The following is a 19192-nucleotide window of genomic DNA, read 5'->3' on the forward strand; positions in this document are numbered from 1 at the left end:
GGGCAGGGCGCGAGTTTACGCCAGGGGGGAGTGGGATTCTTGTGCTTTCTTGCGCTGTGAATCTAGGCGGGCTGTGGACCGGCTAAGCTGTATCTCTCACCCTGCACCGAGATGCCCTGCATGTCCCAGCACTGGCCTGCCAGCGAAATCGCCCGGATGATCCTCGATGGCTTCGATGACTACCGCGAACACTTTCGGCGCATCACCCTCGGCGCCCGTGAGCGCTTCGAGCAGGCGCGCTGGCAAGACATCCAGCGCGCAGCGGCGGCGCGTATCAACCTCTACGAAGAAAAGGTGGCCGAGGCCAACGGCCGGCTACGGCAGAGCGTTGCCGATGAGGTGCTGCTGGATGTGGAGCAGTGGCCGCTGGTCAAGAGCGCCTACATCCACCTGATCGACCCACGGCTCGACGACGAGTTGTCCGAGACCTGGTACAACTCGCTGTTCTGCAGCCTGTTCAGCCATGACCAGATCAGCGACGGCTGCATGTTCATCCACACCACCCGGCCTTCCATGCGCAGCCACGAGCGCGCGGCGCAAACCCGCACCTATCAGCTTGAGGACGGGCTCAAGGGCCTGCTGCGGGCGATCTTCGCCGATTACCCGTTCGATGTGCCCTATGGTGACCTTGATGGCGACCTGACGCGGCTGGAAGAACAGCTGCGCGAATGCCTGCCGGACTGGGTGTGCAAGGACCCGGCTTTGGCGGTCGAGCTGTTTTCGCCAGTGTTGTACCGCAACAAGGGCGCCTACCTGGTCGGCCGCCTGTACACCCCCGACGAGCAGTGGCCGCTGGTGATCCCTTTGTTGCACCGCGAAGGCCATGGCATCGAGGCCGATGCGCTGATCACCGACGAGGCGGAGGTGTCGATCATCTTCTCCTTCACCCGCTCTTATTTCATGGTCGATGTGCCGGTGCCGGCGGAATTCGTCAACTTCCTCAAGCGCATCCTGCCCGGCAAGCACATTGCCGAGTTGTACACCTCGATCGGTTTCTACAAGCATGGCAAGTCGGAGTTCTACCGGGCGCTGATCAACCACCTGGCCAACAGTGACGACCGCTTCATCATGGCGCCTGGGGTGCGGGGGATGGTCATGAGCGTGTTCACGTTGCCGGGCTTCAATACCGTGTTCAAGATCATCAAGGACCGCTTTTCACCGTCGAAAACCGTTGACCGTGCCACCGTGATCGACAAATACCGCCTGGTGAAAAGCGTCGATCGGGTAGGGCGCATGGCCGATACCCAGGAATTCGCCGATTTTCGCTTTCCGCGCAGCAAGTTCGAACCAGAATGCCTGGCCGAGCTGCTGGAAATGGCGCCGTCCACGGTCGCCCTGGAAGGCGATACAGTGCTGATCCGCCACTGCTGGACCGAGCGGCGCATGACGCCCCTCAACCTTTACTTGGAGCACGCCAGCGAAGGCCAAGTGCTCGAAGCGCTGGAGGATTACGGCTTGGCCATCAAGCAACTGGCGGCGGCGAACATCTTCCCCGGCGACATGTTGCTGAAAAACTTCGGCGTCACCCGCCATGGCCGGGTTGTGTTTTACGACTATGACGAAATCTGTTTTCTGACCGAGGTGAACTTCCGCCATATACCGCCACCGCGCTACCCGGAAGACGAGATGTCAGGCGAGCCGTGGTACTCGATCGGGCCGCATGACGTGTTCCCCGAAGAGTTCCCGCCGTTTCTGTTTGCCGATATGGGCCAGCGGCGTTTGTTCAGCCGCTTGCATGGTGAGTTGTATGACGCGGATTACTGGAAGGGTTTGCAGGCAACGATTCGCGACGGGAAGGTGATCGATGTGTTCCCGTATCGGCGCAAGGTGCGGTAACCCCTGGGGCTGCGCTGCGGCCGCAAACTATCAGCGCCACGCACGTCTGGGGTTTTAGCCCTTCAGGCATTTCAGCTCGCTGAAATCGGTGCGCACCTTGCTCAATCGCGCCTGCAGCAGCTGCCGCTGCTCCGGCGTACTCAATTGCATCAGGTCGACCAGCAACCTGCGTGCTTGCACCTCGGTGTTCTGGTAGGCGATACGGTATTCCGGGGTCCACAGGCTCTCTTTACGCTGCAGCAACTGCGCCAGGCGCGGTTCGAAGCTGGCATCGCTGCGTTTGTCCATCGCCAGCACCAGCTGTTGCTGCCAGTGGGCACGGTTGGCGATCCACTGGCGGTTCTGATCGCCCAGCGCCTGTGACCAGGTCAGCACGCGTAGCCGTTGCGCTGCGTTGAGTTCACCCAGCCACGGCGTCAGGCGTTTTTCCATGCGCTCGGCGCGGCGGGCAATCTGCTTGGGCAGAGGCGTATCGACATACTGCTTTTGCCGTTCGCTGATGTCGTCGCGGAACGCCTCGCGCATTTCCGCCACCTGCGCGTCGCTCATGCCACGCAGCAGTTCGGTGGCGGAGGGGGTGATTTCTTCGGCAACCCGGCCAATCGCCTCGCGCGCTTCGCGGGTGCGCTGCTGCAACGCCTGGTCAGTCACCTGGTCTTCGGCGACCATGGCCCGCACCCGGTCCAGCCAGTCGAGGTAACTGGGCAGTTGGGTTTTGCAATGCCAGGCCAGGTGCTGCCTGAGCCGCTCGTCGAGCAGCACCTTTTGGTCGCGGTTCATGTCCAGGTAGTCACCGAGCGACCACGGCACCAGGCGGTCCAGGTTGCGGTAGGCCAGGTCGATGCGGCTGCACGCGACCAGGGCCAGGGCGAGCGCGACGGTGATGAGCAGGGGCTTGAGCAGGCGTCGAGGCATGTGCTGATCCTTGCAGTGGCTGGCCAGTCGGTAGACGCAAGGGGGAAGATGACGGTTCCACCGAATCAGCGGTCGGGCAGTACGGTGGCTTCAGGTGTAGAATAGCCGTCTTGTCTTGAGGAACATCGGAAATGGCTCTGCTTGGGCGTTACAACAGTTTGCAAATCGTTAAACACGTGGAATTCGGCCTCTACCTGGACGGCGGCGCCGATGGCGAGATCCTGCTGCCGGGGCGTTACATCCCGAAGAACGCCGAGACCGAGGTAGACGATTGGTTGAACGTGTTCATCTACCTGGACAGCGAAGACCAGCTGATTGCTACCACCGAGAAGCCCAAGGTGCAGGTCGGTGAGTTCGCCAGCCTCAAGGTCAAGGACATCAATGGTGCCGGTATCTTCCTGGATTGGGGCCTGTCCAAGGACCTGCTGATGCCTTACTCGGAAGAGTTGCGGCCACTGAAGATCGGCGACTACTGCGTGGTGCACGCGTACCTCGACAAGCGTACCCGCCGCATCACCGCGACCGCGCGCCTGGACCGCTACCTGGACCGTACCCCGGCCGATTACCAGGTCGGCCAGCCGGTCGAGCTACTGGTGGCCGGCGAGACGCCGATGGGCTTCAAGGCGATCATCAACAACCGCCACTGGGGCCTGATCCACAAGAACGAGGTGTTCAAGTTCCTGCGTTCGGGGATGCACGAGAAGGGCTTCATCAAGGAAATCCGCCACGACGGCAAAATCGCCCTGAGCCTGCAACCGGTGGGCGCGGCCCTGGCTGACAGCCTGCAGGAGCAGATCATGGCGCGCCTGGACGCCGAAGGCGGTGTGCTGCCGGTGTGCGACAAGAGCGACCCGGCAGTGATCACCAAGTTGTTCAACGTCAGCAAGGGCAACTTCAAGAAGGCCATTGGTGCGTTGTTCAAGCAAGGCCGCATCGTCATCCATGACGATCGCATCGAGCGGGTCTGATCAGGCCTGCACGAACGTACGGAAGTCCAGCTGCTCGCCACCCGGGCGGGTGTCGCGCAGCAGCGAGTCGCGGTCGGCGCTCAGGGCCAGGCTGATGGTCGAACGGCGTTTGCCCGGCTTGCGCACTTCCATCTGCTCCAGGTGAGCCTTGAGGAAGTTGGTCGGTACTTTCAGGTGCTGCAGCTCATCGCTGTCCGGGGTGTGCAGCAGCAGGTTGACCCAATCGGGCTGGCCTTTGCCCAACAGCGCTACCGGCACTTCGAACCACCACAGGTTGCGTTTGGGGTCGAGGATGGCGAACAGGGTGTTGCTGCTGGTCAGCACGGGCCGGGCCAGTGCTTCGTTGCGCCGGGCGATGGCGGCGGGTTTGTCGAGTTTCATGCAGGTTCCTGCGGGTTGACGCGTAATAAGGCCTGCATTGTGAGGGGTGGCGGTTAGCTGAGCAAGGTTTGCCAGTTGCTTTGCCTGGGCCGGCCTCTTCGCGGGGCAAGCCCGCTCCCACAGGTTTATACGATTACCCTGAGAACAGTGGTGTAACCTGTGGGAGCGGGCTTGCCCCGCGAAGAGGCCATTTGCTTCAGCGACTCACCGGCCGGCTCAACTCGGAAGTGGCCCCATCGGCAGTGGTCACCGTCGCGGTAAAGCTGCGCAACCCGCCGATATTCTCCAGCGGATGTGCAAACCGCGCCTGCCCCTGGGCATCGCTGTTCACCATCACTTCCCCAAGATACTGCTCCGCTTCGCTGCCCGCAGCCTGCGCATTGCCGAACAACTCGACGCGCAACAGGCTCGACGCCGGCCCCTGCACTTCGCCGCGAATCACATTCCCCTCAAGCGCGATCAGCCGAGGTGGCTGCTGGTTGTGGTTAGGCAACGGTTGGCAAGGCTTGGGTTCGCCCTTGGCATCGCAGATGATCGCTTGGTCCTTCTTCGCCAGCTCCGCACCCACCCCGCGCGACCCTACATACAACGCATGCGCCTGCGCCGGCACGCCGAAGACGATGGCGCCGGTGCGCTGGTTCGGCACGCAGGAGCCACCGGCCTCGCAGCGGCGGATGTCCTGGCTGTTATTCCAGATGCGGTTGGCGCTCAGGCGTGTGGCGGTGACGCTCGGCTCTGGGCGCAAGGCCACGCCGATGCGGTTGCCGTGGATCAGGTTGCCATCGAGGGTGTTGCCCTCGCCGGTGACGCTGACGCCGATCGAGTTACCGGTGAAGGTGTTGGCGCCCAGGTAGTTGCGGTTGCCCCAGTTGATCTGCAGGCCGTCCGAGTAGTTCTCGAAACGGTTGCGCACCACCGTGTTGTCATTGCCCAGCAGAATCTCGATGCCCTGGGACGGCTCGGGGTTGGCCGGTGTGGAGCGGAACAGGTTGTCCGCCACCAGGTTGAAGGCCGCACCACGCGTCAGCTCCAGGCCGTCGCCGTTGTCGATCAGCTGGTTGCGCAGCACCTTGTTGTTGACCGTGCTGGTGGCGGTGGGGTTACCGGCGCCGTCGTCACCGGTGAGCATGATGCCGGCGCCGCCTTTGTTGGCGATGACACGGTTGTCTTCGATGACGTTGCCGCTGGCGCGGTTGACCAGGATGCCGATGCAGAAGTTGCGCACTTCCAGGCCGCTCAGGTGCACGCCTTGGGTGTCGCGCAGCACCAGGCCCGGGTGGGTTGTGGTGCGTACGTTGGTGCCGAACTGGCCGGGCAGGGCGCCGGGGCAGGTGTGCACGCCCTGGTCTTTGATATAGCCCGAGCCGTCGATGGCGATGTACTGGCCGTCGCGGGCCCAAGCCAGGCCGGTAATGCTCACCGGGCCTTTGATTTCAGGCAGCGCGCGCGTGGGTTTAATCACATAGGGCGCCTGGCCCACCGCAGCAATCTCGATGCGGTAGTGGCCGGGGTTCTGGTTGCTGGTCTCGATCGCCCAGCGCAGGCTGCCGGGTTGGCCGTCATCGGCATAGCGCTCGACGCGCAGGGCTTCGGTGTCGGCCGGCGAGGCGGCGAGGGCAGGCAGGGGGAGCAGTGGCAGCATGGCCACGAGCACAGGCATTAAACGCATGGGGCGGGTTTTCCGATAAGTCGTTGTTTTTATTGCAGGCGGTCGTATGCGGGGATTCTAGGGCAGGCAGTGGGCCCTGCGCAGGTGGTTGGCGGGAATTGGTGCGGTATTCGCCCGCAGATTTGCCGCTCGGCTTGATCGTGGCAAATTGGTTGAAACTCTTGCGAAGGGCCTCAGGTCCACAGACTGTCGACACGGTTCACGTGTCTCCATTTGCAGGAGTTTTGCCATGAGCGGTACTAAAGACAAAGCGAAAGGCTTGGCCAACGAAGCAATCGGTAACGTGAAACAAGGCATCGGCAAAGTGACCGACAATGAAAAGCTCAAGGCTGAAGGCAAGGCGCAGGAACTGAAGGGTGAAGCCCAGCAGATCAAAGGCGATGTGAAGGACGCTGTGAAAAAGCCTTGATGCATCCTGCCCTGTTCACCAGGGTTTAGGCGTCGCCCTGTAGGAGCAGCCTTGTGCTGCGAAGAGGCCAGTGATAGCAATGACTATTATGTGAGTTGCTACGGGCCTCTTCGCAGCGCAACGCTGTTCCTACAAGGATTGTGTTTAACGTAGGCATTTTCTTTTAAACCCTCGGGAGCAGCACAGCAACGGCGTGGTCTATTAGACTTGTCTGTTGTATCGATCGAGCGGCGAAAGGAGACGCTATGATTTTTTCCGCCCTGCAAGGTTTGCCCTTGCACCGCGTGCTGGTGCGCACCGTCAAAGAGTTTCTTGACGACGAGATGTCCACCTATGCGTCCGCGCTGGCCTACCAGATGCTGTTTTCGCTGTTTCCCTTCCTGTTGTTTTTGATTGCCCTGATCGGCTTCCTGCATTTGCCGGATTTCTTTTCCTGGCTGCGCCTGCAATCAGAATTGGTGCTGCCGCCCCAGGCCCTTGAACAGGTGAACCCGGTGATCGACCAGTTGCAACAGTCCAAGGGTGGGCTGTTGTCGGTGGGTATCGTGATTGCCCTGTGGACTGCCTCGGCGGGTGTGCGGCTGATGATGAGCGCCATGAACGCCGCCTATGACGTACCCGAAGGCCGCCCGGTTTGGAAGCGCATACCGCTGTCCATCTTCTACACCGTGGGCATCGCCGTCATGCTGCTGGCCGCCGCCGCGTTGATGGTGCTGGGGCCGCAGGTGATGGAGTGGATTGCCGCCCAGGTCGGCATGCAGGAAGTCATCGTCACGGTGTGGACCATCCTGCGCTGGCCGGCGATCATCATCCTGATGATGGTGGCGGTGGCGTTGATCTATTACGTGATGCCCGATGTTAAGCAGAAGTTTCGCTTCATCACCCCAGGCTCGGTGCTGGCCGTGGTGGTGTGGATCGTCGCGTCGCTGGGCTTTGCCTACTACGTGAAAACCTTTGCCGATTACAACGCCATGTATGGCAGCATCGGTGCAATCATCGTGCTGTTGCTGTATTTCTACATTTCTGCTGCCGTGCTGTTGCTTGGCGCGGAAATGAACGCCGTGATCGAACACATGTCGGCCGAGGGCAAGAACCCTGGCGAAAAGGATTTCGACGGCGATAAGCCCAAGGAAACCATCACTGTGCTCGGCCATGAACACCCCGTCGAGCCGCAAACCACCGAGCCGAATCCCCGATGATCCGTGACATTCTCAAGATGGGCGACGAACGCTTGCTGCGCATCGCCCCGCCCGTGCCCCCGCAGATGATCGGCAGCGCTGAACTGCAGCAACTGATCGACGACATGTTCGAGACCATGCGCCATGTCGGGGGAGTGGGTTTGGCTGCGCCGCAGATAGGCATCGACCTGCAACTGGTCATCTTCGGCTTCGAACGCAGCGAGCGTTACCCGGATGCCGAACCAGTGCCGCAGACCATCCTGCTCAACCCGCTGATCACGCCGATGTCGAGCGAGGTCGAGGACGGTTGGGAGGGCTGCCTGTCGGTGCCCGGCCTGCGCGGTGTAGTACCGCGTTACCAGCACATTCGCTACGAAGGCCTCGACCCTCAGGGCAACCCGATCAACCGCTTTGCCGATGGCTTCCATGCGCGTGTGGTGCAGCACGAGTGCGACCACCTGATCGGCCGGCTGTACCCCTCGCGCATCCAGGATTTCGCCAAATTCGGTTACACCGAGGTGCTGTTCCCCGGGCTGGACGCCAGCGACGACTGACCGCGCACCAGTGCCACCAGGCGCTTGCTGCGTTGGTAGCGCTGCAGGCGCGCGGCCAGGGGCTCGGGTAGCGCTTGCGCCTCGTCGAAGCCCAGGCGCTGGTAGAAGGGCACAAGGTCGGGGTGGCAAAACAGCCAGGTCGGCCCAGCCGCTTGCGCCAACGCACTGTCGATCAGCCGCCCGGCGACACCCTGGCCCCGCTGGGGCGGGGCGACGAACAGCCCGGTCAGCCAGAAGCCATCGCCGACAGCGGTCAGGCTCATGCCTGCAATGATGCCGCTGGCCCGCGCCACCCACAGCGCAGCATCACGTGCTGCGCGCATGGGGGAGCCGTGCTGGCGGTAGAAGTGATCGAGCAGGCGACGCTCCGTGTCCGACAACTCGGAGCAATGCAGATAATCAGAAATGGCGTGTATCCCGTGTTTAAACAGCCAAGTTGGGCAGGTACGTGCCAGAGGCTCTAGCCCACTATTCCTAACCCATTATGTCGCAGATTGTTGCAAAACCGGCAAGGGTGAATATCCGACTTCGGGGTTCAACTATTGCAAACCGGGAGTAGACTTTTACTCATCCCACCAGCAGTACGACGAAGCGGGATCGGTACTTCGTGTCATCTTTGAAGTCGATGACAACTTCTCCGCGCCAGTGACGGCATTAGAAGTCAATCGATCAGCTTGATTGCGTTATAGGCAAACCCACATGAAACCATTACTGATTCTTGCATTGGTCGGTATGTCCTCGTTCGCCCTCGCCGATGAGGTCAAACCTGTCTCCAACGAGCCCGTGGCCCAGCAATACGACTACTCCATGAACCTGGATATCAAACGGGTCATCAACCTGTCGACCATCCCCAATGTCTGCGAAGTAGTGCCTGCGACCATGACCTACGAAGACCACCAAGGCCAGGTGCACACTATTCAGTACCGCGCCATGGGCGAGGGTTGCCAGCAGGGTTGATACTGCAACGCCAACCGCCTCTTCGCGCCGAGCCGTCGCGAAGAGGTGGCCAGGCCGGCCTCGGTGTCATGGGCTGGACAGTACCTGGCGCACCACCTCCAGCCCGCGTTTCAGCTCGGCCCGGCTAGCCGCCGCCGACAGGCTGATACGCACCGCCTGCACCTCGGTCGCACCAATGGCGAAGACACTGGCCGGGACGATTTCCACACCCTGCTCGCGACACCGTCTTACCACCCCCTCCGCACCCTGCGGTGTGGCCAACCATGCGTGGGGTGAAGGCTGCGCTGTGTTGTGCAGGCCATCGCCCAGCAGCCTTCGCGCAAGGCGCCAACGCTCGGTAGTTTCCGCCCGCTGCCAGGCCAGCCGCCGCGCAGCCGTACCGTCTTCGATCCACTGGCAGGCGATGTGCAGGTTCAACGGCGATACAGGCCAGTGGCTGGCTTGGGCATGCGGGTCGACCTGTGCCAGCAACTGTGGGCTGGCCACGATCCACCCCAGGCGCAACCCGGCAGCCACGGTCTTGGACAAGCTACTGATGAAAATCCCTTGCTCGCCCAACAGGGGGTAGAGCGGCGGCCTGTCGCTGAGTGCGCCATAGACGTCGTCCTCGATCACCAGCAGCCCCAGGCGTTTGACGACCGCAGCGAGCGCTTCGCGGCGAGCGTCATCCATGCAGGCGCCGGTAGGGTTGTGCAGGGTGGGTGTGGTCACCAGCACACGGGCACCGCTGGCGCGGGCGACGCGGTCAAGGTCGTCGGGGCGCAGGCCTTGGCTGTCCAACGCCACACCATGCACGGGCATGCGCAACTGCCGGCAGGCCGCCTTGATGCCGGGTGCGGTCAAGGCTTCGAGCATGACCGGCTCACCGGCCTGGCAGAACGACTGCAGCACCAGGGTCAGTGCCTGTTGCGCACCGCTACTGAGCAGCAGTGCGTCCGGGGGCAGGGCCAAGCCGCGATTGGCCAGCCATTGCGCGCCATGAATGCGGCCCAGCAGTAACTGCTCGGGCCCCAGGTAATGATCCAGCAGGCCACTCTCGTGCCGTTCCAGCAGCTTACGCAGGCTGCTTTGCAGGTCCTGATTGTGCGGATCGGCCACCGGGACGTTGGTCGACAGGTCGATCAACGGCTGTTGCCCATCGTGGTGCTTGAGCCGAAACAGCGTCGCTTCCTTGCTGCCCGCCAGCACGTAGGTGCCGCGGCCGACTTCACCTGCCACCAGGTGGCGCGCGGCAGCTTCACGGTAGGCCTGCTGGGTGGTGCTGGGGTTGAGGTCGAGCTTCCAGGCCAGGCGCCGCTGGGGTGGCAGGCGGTCGCCGACCTTGAGCTCGCCGCGCTCGATGGCGTCGGCAATCGCATCGACCAAGGCCAGGTAGCGGGGTTGGTCATCATCCACAAGCGTTGGGATCCACACGAAATTGCTACCCATGCAATATAAGGTTGTACCCATACAATGCCCGGCGCTTAGGATCGGATCAACCACCTACCGATGAGGGATGATCGCCATGTTCGACTTGAAAGCCCTGCGCGAAGCCGCCGATTTCGTTCACCAGCATGTGCCCGCAACGCCCCAGCACGCCTGGCCTTTGCTGGCCGAGCGGCTGGGCTGCCAAGTGTGGGTGAAACATGAAAACCACGCGCCCACCGGGGCGTTCAAAGTGCGGGGCGGGTTGGTCTACGTGCGTTCGCTGCTGGCGGATGGCGCGCCGCCCCGTGGCCTGGTCACCGCCACGCGCGGCAACCATGGCCAGAGCATGGCACTGGCCGCACGCCAGGCGGGCATACCCTTGGTGATCGTCGTGCCCGAAGGCAACTCCACCGAGAAGAACGCCGCCATGCGCGCCCTGGGTGCCGAGCTGGTAGAGCACGGTGTCGATTTTGATGTGGCCCGTGAAGAGGCGGCCCGGCTGGCTGACGAATTGGGCTACATGATGGTGCCGTCGTTTCACCCGGAGCTGGTGCGCGGGGTAGCCACCTATGCCTTGGAACTGTTCGAGGCCGTGTCTGAGCTGGACTGTGTATACGTGCCTATCGGCATGGGGTCGGGCATCTGCGGGCTGATCCAGGCACGCAACCTGCTGGGGTTGAAGACCGAGATCGTGGGGGTGGTGTCCAGCGCGGCCGATGCCTATGCGCAAAGCTTCGAGCGCGGGCGCATCGTCACCACTGCCACTGCCGACACCTTCGCCGATGGCATGGCCTGCCGGGTGCCGCACCCGGAGGCGTTCGCCTTGGTGTGCGAGCATGCCGCGCGCATCGTGCGGGTGAGTGACAGTGAAGTCGCCGAAGCCATGCGGGTGTACCACGAGGCCACGCATAACACCGCCGAAGGTGCGGGCGCTGCGGCGCTGGCGGCGTTGATGCAGGAGCGCGAGCGGCAAGTGGGCCGGCGGGTGGCCGTGGTGCTGAGCGGGGCGAACGTGGATCGCGCGCGTTATGCGCGCGTGCTGGCGGGTGATGAAAAATCCTGAATGACACGCAATAAGTGCTATCGTATTTTGATAGCACTTGGCAGGAGTCAGCCTATGAGTTGCATGCGCTATAAGGGCTATGCCGCCCGAATCGAATACGATGAGCGTGACGACATTTTTGTGGGTCGCGTGCTTGGCATGCGCGACATCATCAGCTTTCACGCAAGCTCCGTTCCTGAGTTGCATGAAGCCTTCCGTGAAGCGCTCGACGACTATCTCGCTGATTGTGCAGAACAGGGCATCACCCCTGAAAAGCCGGCATCAGGCAAGGTCATGCTGCGTATCCGGCCAGAAGTCCACGCTGCTGCCAGCATTGCCGCCCGGGCCGCCGGCAAGAGCCTGAACCAATGGGCGGATGAGGTATTCGAGCAGGCGGCCTTTGCTTGATCGAACACTTCTTCTTCCCATCCCGTGATCACTCGTGGCAGGCTCTACGGCGCTTAATTGGCCGGTCATCGAGTGCTCAATGCCTTTCTCCAATGGTTTTCTCCTCAGCCTGTCCCTGTGTCTGGACATCGGCATCGCCAACATCGCCATGATCACCTTGGCCATGCAGCGTGGTTTTCTCAAGGGTTTCTGGCTGGGGCTGGGGACCTGTGTGGGGGATTTGATCTATGCCGTGGCCGCACTGGCCGGGATGACCGTGCTGCTGCAGTTTGAAAGCGTGCGCTGGACCTTGTGGCTGGGCGGTTCTGCGCTGCTGGTGTGGTTCGCAGTGAAGATGCTGCTGGCGGCGTGGCGCGGCGGGCACATGGACACGCGGGCAGACGTGGTGGTGGAGTCGGGCTGGCGCGAGTTCTTGCGCGGGATCTTTTTGGCCATGTCCTCACCCACCGCGATTTTGTGGTTCGCGGCGGTCGGTGGGGTGCTGATTTCCCGTTCCGGTGGTGGCAGCTTGCTGGAGGCCGGGTTGTTCCTCAGCGGTTTTTTTGCGGCGGGGTTGGTCTGGTGCCTGAGCCTGTGCGGCATTGCCAGCCACGGAGGGCGATTGCTGGGGGATCGATTGCTGACCTGGTCGTACCTGCTGTCGGCGGCTATTTTCTGCTATTTCGCGGTTTACGTGATTGTTTCGGGGTATCGCGAGTTCATTCTCGCCAGCCCTGGGGTGTAAGGCAGGGTGCTTGCCTTGGGTCTTTCAGCGCCTGGGAGATCGAGCGCCGCCCGCGCGGCGCTTCGCAGCACAAGGCTGCTCCCACATCTGTTTCGGGCCAATTATTCCTGAGGCATTAGCGCGCGGTCCCTAGGCGCCTGACACGATATCGAGACGGACAAACAAGGCGGTCGCGCGCCTCTCTCACAGGCTTTACTGGCCGGAAACAGATGTAGGAGCAGCCTTGTGCTGCGAAGCGCCGCGCGGGCGGCGCTCGATCTCCCAGGCGCTAAATAACCCGAGGCAAGCACCTTGTAGCCCTCACCTAATCTCAAGCCCATTTATTTTCACCGACCTGTCGATTTCCCCCGCTACCGTTCGACTAACAGTTGAAAGCACAGGCCCCACCTGTGCCCAAACCTGACGAACGATCGGAGGCCCCCCCATGAGCACCGCAGCCGAAAACGAACTCCGCCAATTGATCGACCGCTGGATGCAGGCCGTGCGCGACCGTGACATCCCCGGCATCACTGCGCCCTATGCCGACGACATCGTCGCCTTCGATGCCATCAAAACCCTGCAATTCAAAGGCAAGGCTGTTTACCAGGCCCACTGGGAAATGTGCATGGGCCTGTGCACCGGCCCGATGATCTTCGAGCTGGCCGAGCTCACCCTATACGCCGACGGCGACCTGGGCCTGGCGCACTGGTTGAACCGCTGCGGCCCGTCGGACGACGAGAGCCAATGCGGCTTCATGCGCGCCACGGTCGGCTATCGTCGCCAGGGCGGGCAATGGCAAGTCATCCATGAACACTGGTCGGCACCGTTCGACATGGAAACGCAAAAAGCCCTGTTCGATCTGAAGCCCTGATCTGATATCGCCAAACGCACTTTGCCAATGCCCTGGAGGCGACCATGAAATACCTGTGCCTGGTCTATTGTGACGAAGGGCTGCTGCACAGCCTGCCCGACAGCCCGGAAGACGCCGAATGCATGGCCTATGCCGAGGCGTTGCAGGGCGCTGGGCGCATGCTCGCGGCCGAGGCGCTCAAGCCGGTGCAAACCGCCACCACGGTGCGTGTGCGCAGTGGGCACATGAGCCTCACCGATGGCCCGTTCGCCGAAACCAAGGAACAACTGGCCGGCTTTTATCTGGTAGATGCCCGAGACCTGAACGAGGCGCTGAACATCGCCAAAGGCATCCCCGCCGCAAGGGTCGGCAGCGTTGAAGTGCGACCTGTGCGCGAACTGCAACCCTGACACTCACGGAGAACCACCAGCATGAGCCTTGCACACCCTGCGCAAGCGCAGCACGAGTTGTCCATCAGCCGATTGATCGACGCGCCCCCGGCCAAGGTGTTCCGCGCCTGGACCGAGCCCCAGTGGCTGATGCAATGGTGGGGGCCGCACGGCATGACCACCCCGGAATGCGAAATGCAACTGTGGGTCGGTGGCCTGTTCCGCACCCTGATGCGGGCCCCGGATGGCACCGAGTACCCGACCCAGGGCGTATTCCTGGAGATTGCCGCGCCGAGGCGCCTGGTGTTTACCGACGCCTTCGGGCCGGGCTGGGTACCTTCTGACAAAGCGTTCATGACCGCTGTGGTGACCTTCGACGAGGAGCACGGCAAGACCCGTTACACCGCCCGCGCCTGGCATTGGAGCGCCGCCGACAGCCGAGCCCATGAAGAAATGGGCTTTCACCAAGGCTGGGGAGAAAGCCTGGACCGCCTGGTGGAGGTGGTGACCCAGCGGATGCCGGACTGATGGCAGGGCTGGCGCAGGTGCGCGCCGAAGTCGAGGCGGTGTACCGTCGCGATTCGCGGCGCATCCTGGCGACCTTGATCCGCTTGTTGGGCGACTTCGACCTGGCCGAGGAGGCCATGCACGATGCGTTCTTCATCGCTGTTGAGCGCTGGCAGCGCGATGGTATCCCCGCTAACCCTCGGGCATGGCTGGTGTCGACCGGCCGCTTCAAGGCCATTGATGCGTTGCGCCGACGTGCCCGCTTCGACCGCTCTCAGGCGGACCTGATCATGCTGCTGGAAGGCCAGGTGCAAGACCCCAGCGAAGAAGCGTTGCTCAGCGATGATCGCCTGCGGCTGATTTTTACCTGCTGCCACCCGGCCTTGGCCGCCGACGCGCAGGTGCCGCTGACCCTGCGCGAGGTCTGCGACCTGACCACCGAGCAGATTGCCCGGGCGTTTTTGCAACGCCCGGCAACCATCGCCCAACGCATCGTGCGCGCCAAGGCCAAGATCCGCGACGCGGGCATCCCCTACCAGGTGCCGGCGCTCGATGAGTTGCCCGAGCGCCTCGAGAGCGTGTTGCGGGTGATTTACCTGGTGTTCAACGAAGGCTATTCGGCCTCGTCCGGCGACGCCTTGCTGCAGCAGGACCTGACAGACGAAGCGATCCGGCTCGGCCGCCTGCTGGGGCAATTGTTGCCAGACCCGGAGGTGATCGGCTTGCTGGCGCTGATGCTGTTGCAGGCATCGCGGCAGCGTGCGCGCATCGACGCGCAGGGCAACCTGGTGGTGCTTGAACAGCAGGACCGCAGCGTGTGGGACCGTGAGCGCATCGAAGAAGGCTGTGAGCTGGTGCGCCATGCCCTGCGAAGCCGCAGCTATGGCGCCTATACCGTGCAGGCGGCGATAGCCGCGGTGCATGCCGAGGCGGCCACGGCGGATGACACGGACTGGGACGAGATCGTCGGGCTGTATGACGTGTTGCAACGGCATTGGCCGTCGGCGGTGGTGGCGCTCAACCGGGCAGTGGCGCTGGCGAAACGGGATGGGCCGCAGGTGGGGTTAGCGGAGGTTGAGGCGATCCTGGCGGCGGGTGAGCTGCACGACTATCACCTGGCGCATGCGGCAAGGGCGGAGCTGCATGCTCAACTGGGCCATGTCGAAGAGGCCCGTGCGGCGTGGCAGCAGGCGTTGGCCTTGACCCGGCAGGCGCCGGAGCGGCGGCATATCGAGCGGCGGCTCCAGGCCCTGAAATGAGCGGGCAGTACTGCCCCTGTGGGAGCGGGCTTGCCCCGCGAAGGGTTCACGCGGTGCAGGGCACCGGCTTCGCCGGTGTTCGCGGGGCAAGCCCGCTCCCACTCAATCAAGGGGCTGTCCTTGTGAAGAAACCCGCTCTGAAATCAGCTTGCCACGAAATTCGGTGGCGATACCAGCTCGACCGTCTGCTGCTTGCGCGGCGCCAGGATCTCGGCCTCGCCCTCGACCACCAGCTCATCGTTCTGGTTGTACACATTGGTGGCGATCCGCACCTTGAACTTGGGCAGCTTTTCGAGGATTTCCAGGCGTACGGTCAGGGTGTCACCAATTTTCACCGGCTTCTGGAAGCTCATCTTCTGGCCCAGGTATATGGTGCCAGGGCCAGGCAGCGTGCACGCCACCGCCGCACTGATCAGCGCGCCGCTGAACATGCCATGGGCAATGCGCTCACGGAACATGCTCTTGGCCGCGAACTCGGCATCCAGGTGCACCGGGTTGTGGTCACCGGACATCGCGGCGAACAGCTGGATGTCACGTTCTTCCACAGACTTTTCATAGGTGGCTGTCTGGCCGACTTCAAGGGCTTCGTAAGGCGTGTTGGTGACCTGGGACATCGGGGCTTCCTTAAGCGGTGGGCGAGGGCGGCTATCATTCACTGCGCGCAGGGCGGCCAAGGGCCAGCGCCTGTTCGAGCCAGCCGAGAATATCGGCGGTGACCTCGTCACGGTTGGTTTCGTTGAGCACTTCGTGCCGTGCCTCTGGGTAGATGCGCAGCTGTACATGCTGGTTGCCGGTCGCGCGTAACGCGTCGGCCAGATGGGTGAGACGCTTGCCGGTACTGACCGGATCACATTCACCGCCAATCACCAGCAGGGGCAGGTTCGGATCGATCTGCGCGAGGTTACTTGCCTGGCTGATCTGCGCCAAGCCTTGCAGCAGGTCGAGCCACAACTGGTTGCTGCAGCGAAAGCCACACAGGGGGTCATTCACGTACAGGTCCACCTCGCCAGGGTCGCGACTTAGCCAGTCGAAGGCGGTGCGGTTGGGCTTGAAGGCTTTGTTGAACGAGCCGAACGACAGCCACTCGATCAGCGCGCTCTTGCCCAGCGGCCCTTGGCGCCAGGCCTCGACCCGGGCAATCAGCCGCGCCACGCGGTACAGCGCCGCGGGCTGGAAGTTCGAGCCGCTGAGGATCGCCCCGTGCAGGCTGGCGCTGTGGTGCAGCAGGTACGCCTGGGCAATGTAGCTGCCCATGCTGTGGCCGAACAGGAACAGCGGCGTGCAGGGGTATTGCTGGCCGATGTGCTGGGCGAGCAAGCCGAGGTCATTGACCACGGCATTCCAGCCATGATGGCGGGCGAACAGGCCGAGGCTGCCCAGTTCGGCGGTGCGCCCGTGGCCGCGCAGGTCGGGGGCGAACAGGGCGAAGCCGGCCTCGCTCAGCGCATGGCCCAGGCGCTGGTAGCGCCCGGCGTGCTCGGCCATGCCATGGGCCAGCAGCACCACGGCCTTGACCGGCGTGGCCGGCAGCCATTGGTGTACGTACAGGCTGCAATGCTCGCTGGCGGGCAGCCAGAAGGCGTCGTGGGGCATGGCCGGTCCTTTGCGCGGGGGGTACGAGCACAGTGTATGCGCAACCGGCTGGATTGCAGGAAGGGCACAAATAAGATTCACAATGTTAATGGCGGAGCTTGGCGTATATGCCGCCTTGGGCTTACCTGCTAACGTCGGTTAAACGCCTGTTTGCCATTGGCGATCAGGTCAAAGGACTAAACGACCCGCTACACCCCCCGCAGCAGGTCCAGGCAGAGGAACAATAATAAATGCAAGCCGACTTCTGGAATGACAAGCGCCCGGCGGGCGTGCCTTCCACCATCGACATCCATGCCTACACCTCCGTCGTCGAGGTGTTCGAGCGCTCTTGCAAGCGCTTCGCCGACCGCCCGGCGTTCAGCAACCTGGGCGTGACCCTGACCTACGCCGAGCTGGAGCGCCATTCGGCAGCCTTCGCCGCCTGGCTGCAGCAACACACGGACCTGGTACCGGGCGACCGCATCGCCGTGCAGATGCCCAACGTCCTGCAGTACCCGATCGCGGTCTTCGGCGCGTTGCGTGCGGGGCTGATCGTGGTCAACACCAACCCGCTCTACACCGAGCGTGAAATGCGCCACCAGTTCAAGGACTCCGGCGCCCGCGCGCTGGTCTACCTGAACATGTTCGGCAAGCGCGTGCAGGAGGTGCTGCCCGATACCGGTATCGAGTATTTGATCGAGGCGAAAATGGGCGACCTGCTGCCCGCCGCCAAGGGCTGGCTGATCAACACCGTGGTCGACAAACTGAAGAAGATGGTGCCGGCCTATCAATTGCCCCAGGCGGTGTCATTCAAGCAGGTGCTGCGCGAGGGCCGCTCGCTCAGCCACAAGCCGGTGCCGCTTAGCCTGGACGATATCGCCGTGCTGCAATACACCGGCGGCACCACCGGCCTGGCCAAGGGCGCGATGCTCACCCATGCCAACCTGGTGGCCAACATGCTCCAAGTGCTGGCGTGTTTCTCGCAGCATGGGCCAGACGGGCAGAAGATGATCAAAGAAGGCCAGGAGGTGATGATCGCGCCCCTGCCGCTTTATCACATCTATGCCTTTACCGCGAACTGCATGTGCATGATGGTCACCGGCAACCACAATGTGTTGATCACCAACCCGCGGGACATTGCCGGCTTCATCAAGGAGTTGGGCAAGTGGCGTTTTTCCGGCCTGCTGGGGCTCAACACGCTGTTCGTCGCGCTGATGGACCACCCCGGCTTCCGGCAACTGGATTTTTCTGCGCTGAAGGTCACCAACTCCGGTGGCACCGCGCTGGTCAAGGCCACCGCCGAGCGCTGGGAGAGCCTCACGGGCTGCCGCATCGTCGAAGGTTATGGCCTGACCGAAACCTCGCCGGTCGCCAGTACCAACCCTTATGGCCAGTTGGCGCGGCTGGGCACGGTGGGTATCCCGGTGGCAGGCACGGCGTTCAAGGTAATCGACGACGACGGCAACGAGCTGCCGCTAGGCGAGCGGGGTGAACTGTGCATCAAGGGCCCGCAGGTGATGAAGGGCTATTGGCAGCAACCCGAGGCCACCGCGCAGACCCTGGACGCACAAGGCTGGCTGAAGACGGGTGATATCGCGGTGATCGACCCGGATGGCTTTACCCGCATCGTCGACCGCAAGAAAGACATGATCATCGTCTCGGGTTTCAACGTGTACCCCAACGAAATCGAGGATGTGATCATGGGCCATCCGCAGGTGGCCAACTGCGCGGCCATCGGCGTGCCGGACGAGCGTTCTGGCGAGGCGGTGAAACTGTTCGTGGTGCCGCGCGAGGGCGGCTTGAGCATCGATGAACTGAAGGCGTACTGCAAAGCCAATTTCACCGGCTACAAAGTGCCCAAGCACATCGTGCTGCGCGAGTCGTTGCCGATGACACCAGTGGGCAAGATCTTGCGGCGCGAGTTACGTGACATCGCTTGATAGCGGTGCAGGATACCTCTGGAACGGGCCTTTTGGCCCGTTTTGCGACATTTTGGATAAATACTCTAAAAATGACTTGTATCGTTCATTGAGTCATTTTTGTGACCGTGAGGCCTGTTTTGGCCTCTAGGCGACCCCTGGCAAAGCTGTTACTCTCGGGCCGCTTTCAGATGATCCGGTTTGCAATGAGCCGCCATCACATATCAATAATAAGCGCATCGACGCGTGAATCGAACTTCGCTGTTGCT

The 19192-nt window shown here is 62.5% G+C and carries 21 protein-coding genes; 14 read left to right on the forward strand and 7 right to left on the reverse strand.

All coding sequences use genetic code 11. From position 1 onward, the window contains the following. Nucleotides 1-120: 120 nt before the first annotated feature. A complete protein-coding gene (aceK, locus tag GIB19_RS08330) occupies nt 121-1836 on the forward strand; it encodes a bifunctional isocitrate dehydrogenase kinase/phosphatase (RefSeq protein WP_274885176.1) in 1716 nt (571 codons plus the stop codon). 54 nt (nt 1837-1890) lie between these two features. Here aceK and GIB19_RS08335 read toward each other — a convergent pair whose 3' ends face one another. Beyond that, entirely contained in the window at nt 1891-2751 is an 861-nt protein-coding gene (locus GIB19_RS08335) for a DUF6279 family lipoprotein (protein WP_274885177.1), read from the reverse strand. Between the two features lie 131 nt (nt 2752-2882). On the opposite strand from GIB19_RS08335, the gene GIB19_RS08340 reads away from it, so the two are divergent. Next, the gene (locus tag GIB19_RS08340) at nt 2883-3719 is read left to right on the forward strand and encodes a CvfB family protein (protein ID WP_027593169.1); all 837 of its coding nucleotides are present in this window, start codon (nt 2883-2885) and stop codon (nt 3717-3719) included. Here the strand turns inward: GIB19_RS08340 and GIB19_RS08345 are convergent, their stop codons facing one another. Then, entirely contained in the window at nt 3720-4100 is a 381-nt protein-coding gene (locus GIB19_RS08345; protein ID WP_027593168.1) for a hypothetical protein, read from the reverse strand. A 196-nt stretch (nt 4101-4296) separates the two neighbouring features. Further along, complete coding sequence (locus GIB19_RS08350) at nt 4297-5769, reverse strand: right-handed parallel beta-helix repeat-containing protein (RefSeq protein ID WP_274885179.1); 1473 nt, start codon at nt 5767-5769, stop codon at nt 4297-4299. A 229-nt stretch (nt 5770-5998) separates the two neighbouring features. On the opposite strand from GIB19_RS08350, the gene GIB19_RS08355 reads away from it, so the two are divergent. The 3 genes from GIB19_RS08355 to def all read left to right on the forward strand — a co-directional run bounded on the left by GIB19_RS08355 (nt 5999) and on the right by def (nt 7910). After that, nucleotides 5999-6178, forward strand: a complete 180-nt coding sequence (locus GIB19_RS08355; RefSeq protein ID WP_099430165.1) for a CsbD family protein — start codon at nt 5999-6001, stop codon at nt 6176-6178. 245 nt (nt 6179-6423) lie between these two features. After that, nucleotides 6424-7377: a YihY/virulence factor BrkB family protein gene (locus GIB19_RS08360; RefSeq protein WP_027593165.1), complete on the forward strand. Its 954-nt coding sequence runs from the start codon at nt 6424-6426 to the stop codon at nt 7375-7377. Continuing rightward, nucleotides 7374-7910 (forward strand): peptide deformylase, encoded by a 537-nt coding sequence (gene def / locus GIB19_RS08365; RefSeq protein WP_027593164.1) that lies wholly within the window; start codon nt 7374-7376, stop codon nt 7908-7910. The genes GIB19_RS08360 and def overlap by 4 nt, the downstream gene beginning before the upstream one ends. On the opposite strand, the gene GIB19_RS08370 is transcribed toward def, so the two are convergent. After that, nucleotides 7865-8269, reverse strand: coding sequence for a GNAT family N-acetyltransferase (locus GIB19_RS08370; RefSeq protein ID WP_342456457.1), 405 nt, complete (start codon nt 8267-8269; stop codon nt 7865-7867). The genes def and GIB19_RS08370 overlap by 46 nt on opposite strands. A gap of 340 nt (nt 8270-8609) precedes the next feature. On the opposite strand from GIB19_RS08370, the gene GIB19_RS08375 reads away from it, so the two are divergent. Then, entirely contained in the window at nt 8610-8867 is a 258-nt protein-coding gene (locus GIB19_RS08375; protein ID WP_027593162.1) for a DUF2790 domain-containing protein, read from the forward strand. Nucleotides 8868-8933: 66 nt separating this feature from the next. Here GIB19_RS08375 and GIB19_RS08380 read toward each other — a convergent pair whose 3' ends face one another. Further along, the gene (locus GIB19_RS08380) at nt 8934-10295 is read right to left on the reverse strand and encodes an aminotransferase-like domain-containing protein (protein ID WP_274885183.1); all 1362 of its coding nucleotides are present in this window, start codon (nt 10293-10295) and stop codon (nt 8934-8936) included. Nucleotides 10296-10371: 76 nt separating this feature from the next. Between GIB19_RS08380 and GIB19_RS08385 the strand changes: the two genes are divergently transcribed. The 7 genes from GIB19_RS08385 (at nt 10372) to GIB19_RS08415 (ending at nt 15432) form a co-directional block, all read left to right on the forward strand. Next, nucleotides 10372-11337, forward strand: coding sequence for a threonine dehydratase (locus tag GIB19_RS08385; RefSeq protein WP_027593160.1), 966 nt, complete (start codon nt 10372-10374; stop codon nt 11335-11337). 54 nt (nt 11338-11391) lie between these two features. Then, nucleotides 11392-11724 carry a type II toxin-antitoxin system HicB family antitoxin gene (locus tag GIB19_RS08390; protein ID WP_274885184.1) on the forward strand — a complete coding sequence of 111 codons (333 nt, stop codon included), beginning with the start codon at nt 11392-11394 and terminating at the stop codon, nt 11722-11724. Between the two features lie 79 nt (nt 11725-11803). Further along, nucleotides 11804-12448, forward strand: coding sequence for a LysE family translocator (locus GIB19_RS08395; protein WP_027593159.1), 645 nt, complete (start codon nt 11804-11806; stop codon nt 12446-12448). A gap of 424 nt (nt 12449-12872) precedes the next feature. Beyond that, complete coding sequence (locus GIB19_RS08400; RefSeq protein WP_099430161.1) at nt 12873-13298, forward strand: YybH family protein; 426 nt, start codon at nt 12873-12875, stop codon at nt 13296-13298. A gap of 44 nt (nt 13299-13342) precedes the next feature. Continuing rightward, nucleotides 13343-13687 carry a YciI family protein gene (locus GIB19_RS08405; RefSeq protein ID WP_027593157.1) on the forward strand — a complete coding sequence of 115 codons (345 nt, stop codon included), beginning with the start codon at nt 13343-13345 and terminating at the stop codon, nt 13685-13687. 21 nt (nt 13688-13708) lie between these two features. Then, nucleotides 13709-14194 carry an SRPBCC family protein gene (locus tag GIB19_RS08410; protein WP_027593156.1) on the forward strand — a complete coding sequence of 162 codons (486 nt, stop codon included), beginning with the start codon at nt 13709-13711 and terminating at the stop codon, nt 14192-14194. After that, nucleotides 14194-15432 (forward strand): RNA polymerase sigma factor, encoded by a 1239-nt coding sequence (locus GIB19_RS08415; protein ID WP_274885187.1) that lies wholly within the window; start codon nt 14194-14196, stop codon nt 15430-15432. Before GIB19_RS08410 ends, GIB19_RS08415 begins: the two co-directional genes overlap by 1 nt. 143 nt (nt 15433-15575) lie before the next feature. On the opposite strand, the gene GIB19_RS08420 is transcribed toward GIB19_RS08415, so the two are convergent. Further along, nucleotides 15576-16046 carry a MaoC family dehydratase gene (locus GIB19_RS08420; protein ID WP_099430159.1) on the reverse strand — a complete coding sequence of 157 codons (471 nt, stop codon included), beginning with the start codon at nt 16044-16046 and terminating at the stop codon, nt 15576-15578. Between the two features lie 34 nt (nt 16047-16080). Continuing rightward, nucleotides 16081-17025 (reverse strand): alpha/beta hydrolase, encoded by a 945-nt coding sequence (locus GIB19_RS08425; RefSeq protein ID WP_252825373.1) that lies wholly within the window; start codon nt 17023-17025, stop codon nt 16081-16083. Nucleotides 17026-17255: 230 nt separating this feature from the next. Here GIB19_RS08425 and fadD2 point away from each other — a divergent pair, with 230 nt between their 5' ends. Beyond that, nucleotides 17256-18944: a long-chain-fatty-acid--CoA ligase FadD2 gene (fadD2, locus tag GIB19_RS08430; protein ID WP_274885189.1), complete on the forward strand. Its 1689-nt coding sequence runs from the start codon at nt 17256-17258 to the stop codon at nt 18942-18944. Nucleotides 18945-19192: the final 248 nt, after the last annotated feature.

Source organism: Pseudomonas sp. ITEM 17296 (assembly GCF_028895205.1).
Lineage (GTDB): Bacteria > Pseudomonadota > Gammaproteobacteria > Pseudomonadales > Pseudomonadaceae > Aquipseudomonas > Aquipseudomonas kermanshahensis.

Excerpts from the sequence above, each read along its gene's own strand:
- GIB19_RS08335 (WP_274885177.1), bottom strand. The coding sequence starts at position 2,751 with ATGCCTCGACGCCTGCTCAAGCCCCTGCTCATCACCGTCGCGCTCGCC.
- GIB19_RS08385 (WP_027593160.1), top strand. The coding sequence starts at position 10,372 with ATGTTCGACTTGAAAGCCCTGCGCGAAGCCGCCGATTTCGTTCACCAG.
- fadD2 (WP_274885189.1), top strand. The coding sequence starts at position 17,256 with ATGCAAGCCGACTTCTGGAATGACAAGCGCCCGGCGGGCGTGCCTTCC.
- def (WP_027593164.1), top strand. The coding sequence starts at position 7,374 with ATGATCCGTGACATTCTCAAGATGGGCGACGAACGCTTGCTGCGCATC.
- GIB19_RS08355 (WP_099430165.1), top strand. The coding sequence starts at position 5,999 with ATGAGCGGTACTAAAGACAAAGCGAAAGGCTTGGCCAACGAAGCAATC.
- GIB19_RS08340 (WP_027593169.1), top strand. The coding sequence starts at position 2,883 with ATGGCTCTGCTTGGGCGTTACAACAGTTTGCAAATCGTTAAACACGTG.
- aceK (WP_274885176.1), top strand. The coding sequence starts at position 121 with ATGTCCCAGCACTGGCCTGCCAGCGAAATCGCCCGGATGATCCTCGAT.
- GIB19_RS08375 (WP_027593162.1), top strand. The coding sequence starts at position 8,610 with ATGAAACCATTACTGATTCTTGCATTGGTCGGTATGTCCTCGTTCGCC.
- GIB19_RS08405 (WP_027593157.1), top strand. The coding sequence starts at position 13,343 with ATGAAATACCTGTGCCTGGTCTATTGTGACGAAGGGCTGCTGCACAGC.
- GIB19_RS08420 (WP_099430159.1), bottom strand. The coding sequence starts at position 16,046 with ATGTCCCAGGTCACCAACACGCCTTACGAAGCCCTTGAAGTCGGCCAG.
- GIB19_RS08415 (WP_274885187.1), top strand. The coding sequence starts at position 14,194 with ATGGCAGGGCTGGCGCAGGTGCGCGCCGAAGTCGAGGCGGTGTACCGT.
- GIB19_RS08360 (WP_027593165.1), top strand. The coding sequence starts at position 6,424 with ATGATTTTTTCCGCCCTGCAAGGTTTGCCCTTGCACCGCGTGCTGGTG.
- GIB19_RS08395 (WP_027593159.1), top strand. The coding sequence starts at position 11,804 with ATGCCTTTCTCCAATGGTTTTCTCCTCAGCCTGTCCCTGTGTCTGGAC.
- GIB19_RS08425 (WP_252825373.1), bottom strand. The coding sequence starts at position 17,025 with ATGCCCCACGACGCCTTCTGGCTGCCCGCCAGCGAGCATTGCAGCCTG.
- GIB19_RS08345 (WP_027593168.1), bottom strand. The coding sequence starts at position 4,100 with ATGAAACTCGACAAACCCGCCGCCATCGCCCGGCGCAACGAAGCACTG.
- GIB19_RS08380 (WP_274885183.1), bottom strand. The coding sequence starts at position 10,295 with ATGGGTAGCAATTTCGTGTGGATCCCAACGCTTGTGGATGATGACCAA.
- GIB19_RS08390 (WP_274885184.1), top strand. The coding sequence starts at position 11,392 with ATGAGTTGCATGCGCTATAAGGGCTATGCCGCCCGAATCGAATACGAT.
- GIB19_RS08350 (WP_274885179.1), bottom strand. The coding sequence starts at position 5,769 with ATGCGTTTAATGCCTGTGCTCGTGGCCATGCTGCCACTGCTCCCCCTG.
- GIB19_RS08400 (WP_099430161.1), top strand. The coding sequence starts at position 12,873 with ATGAGCACCGCAGCCGAAAACGAACTCCGCCAATTGATCGACCGCTGG.
- GIB19_RS08410 (WP_027593156.1), top strand. The coding sequence starts at position 13,709 with ATGAGCCTTGCACACCCTGCGCAAGCGCAGCACGAGTTGTCCATCAGC.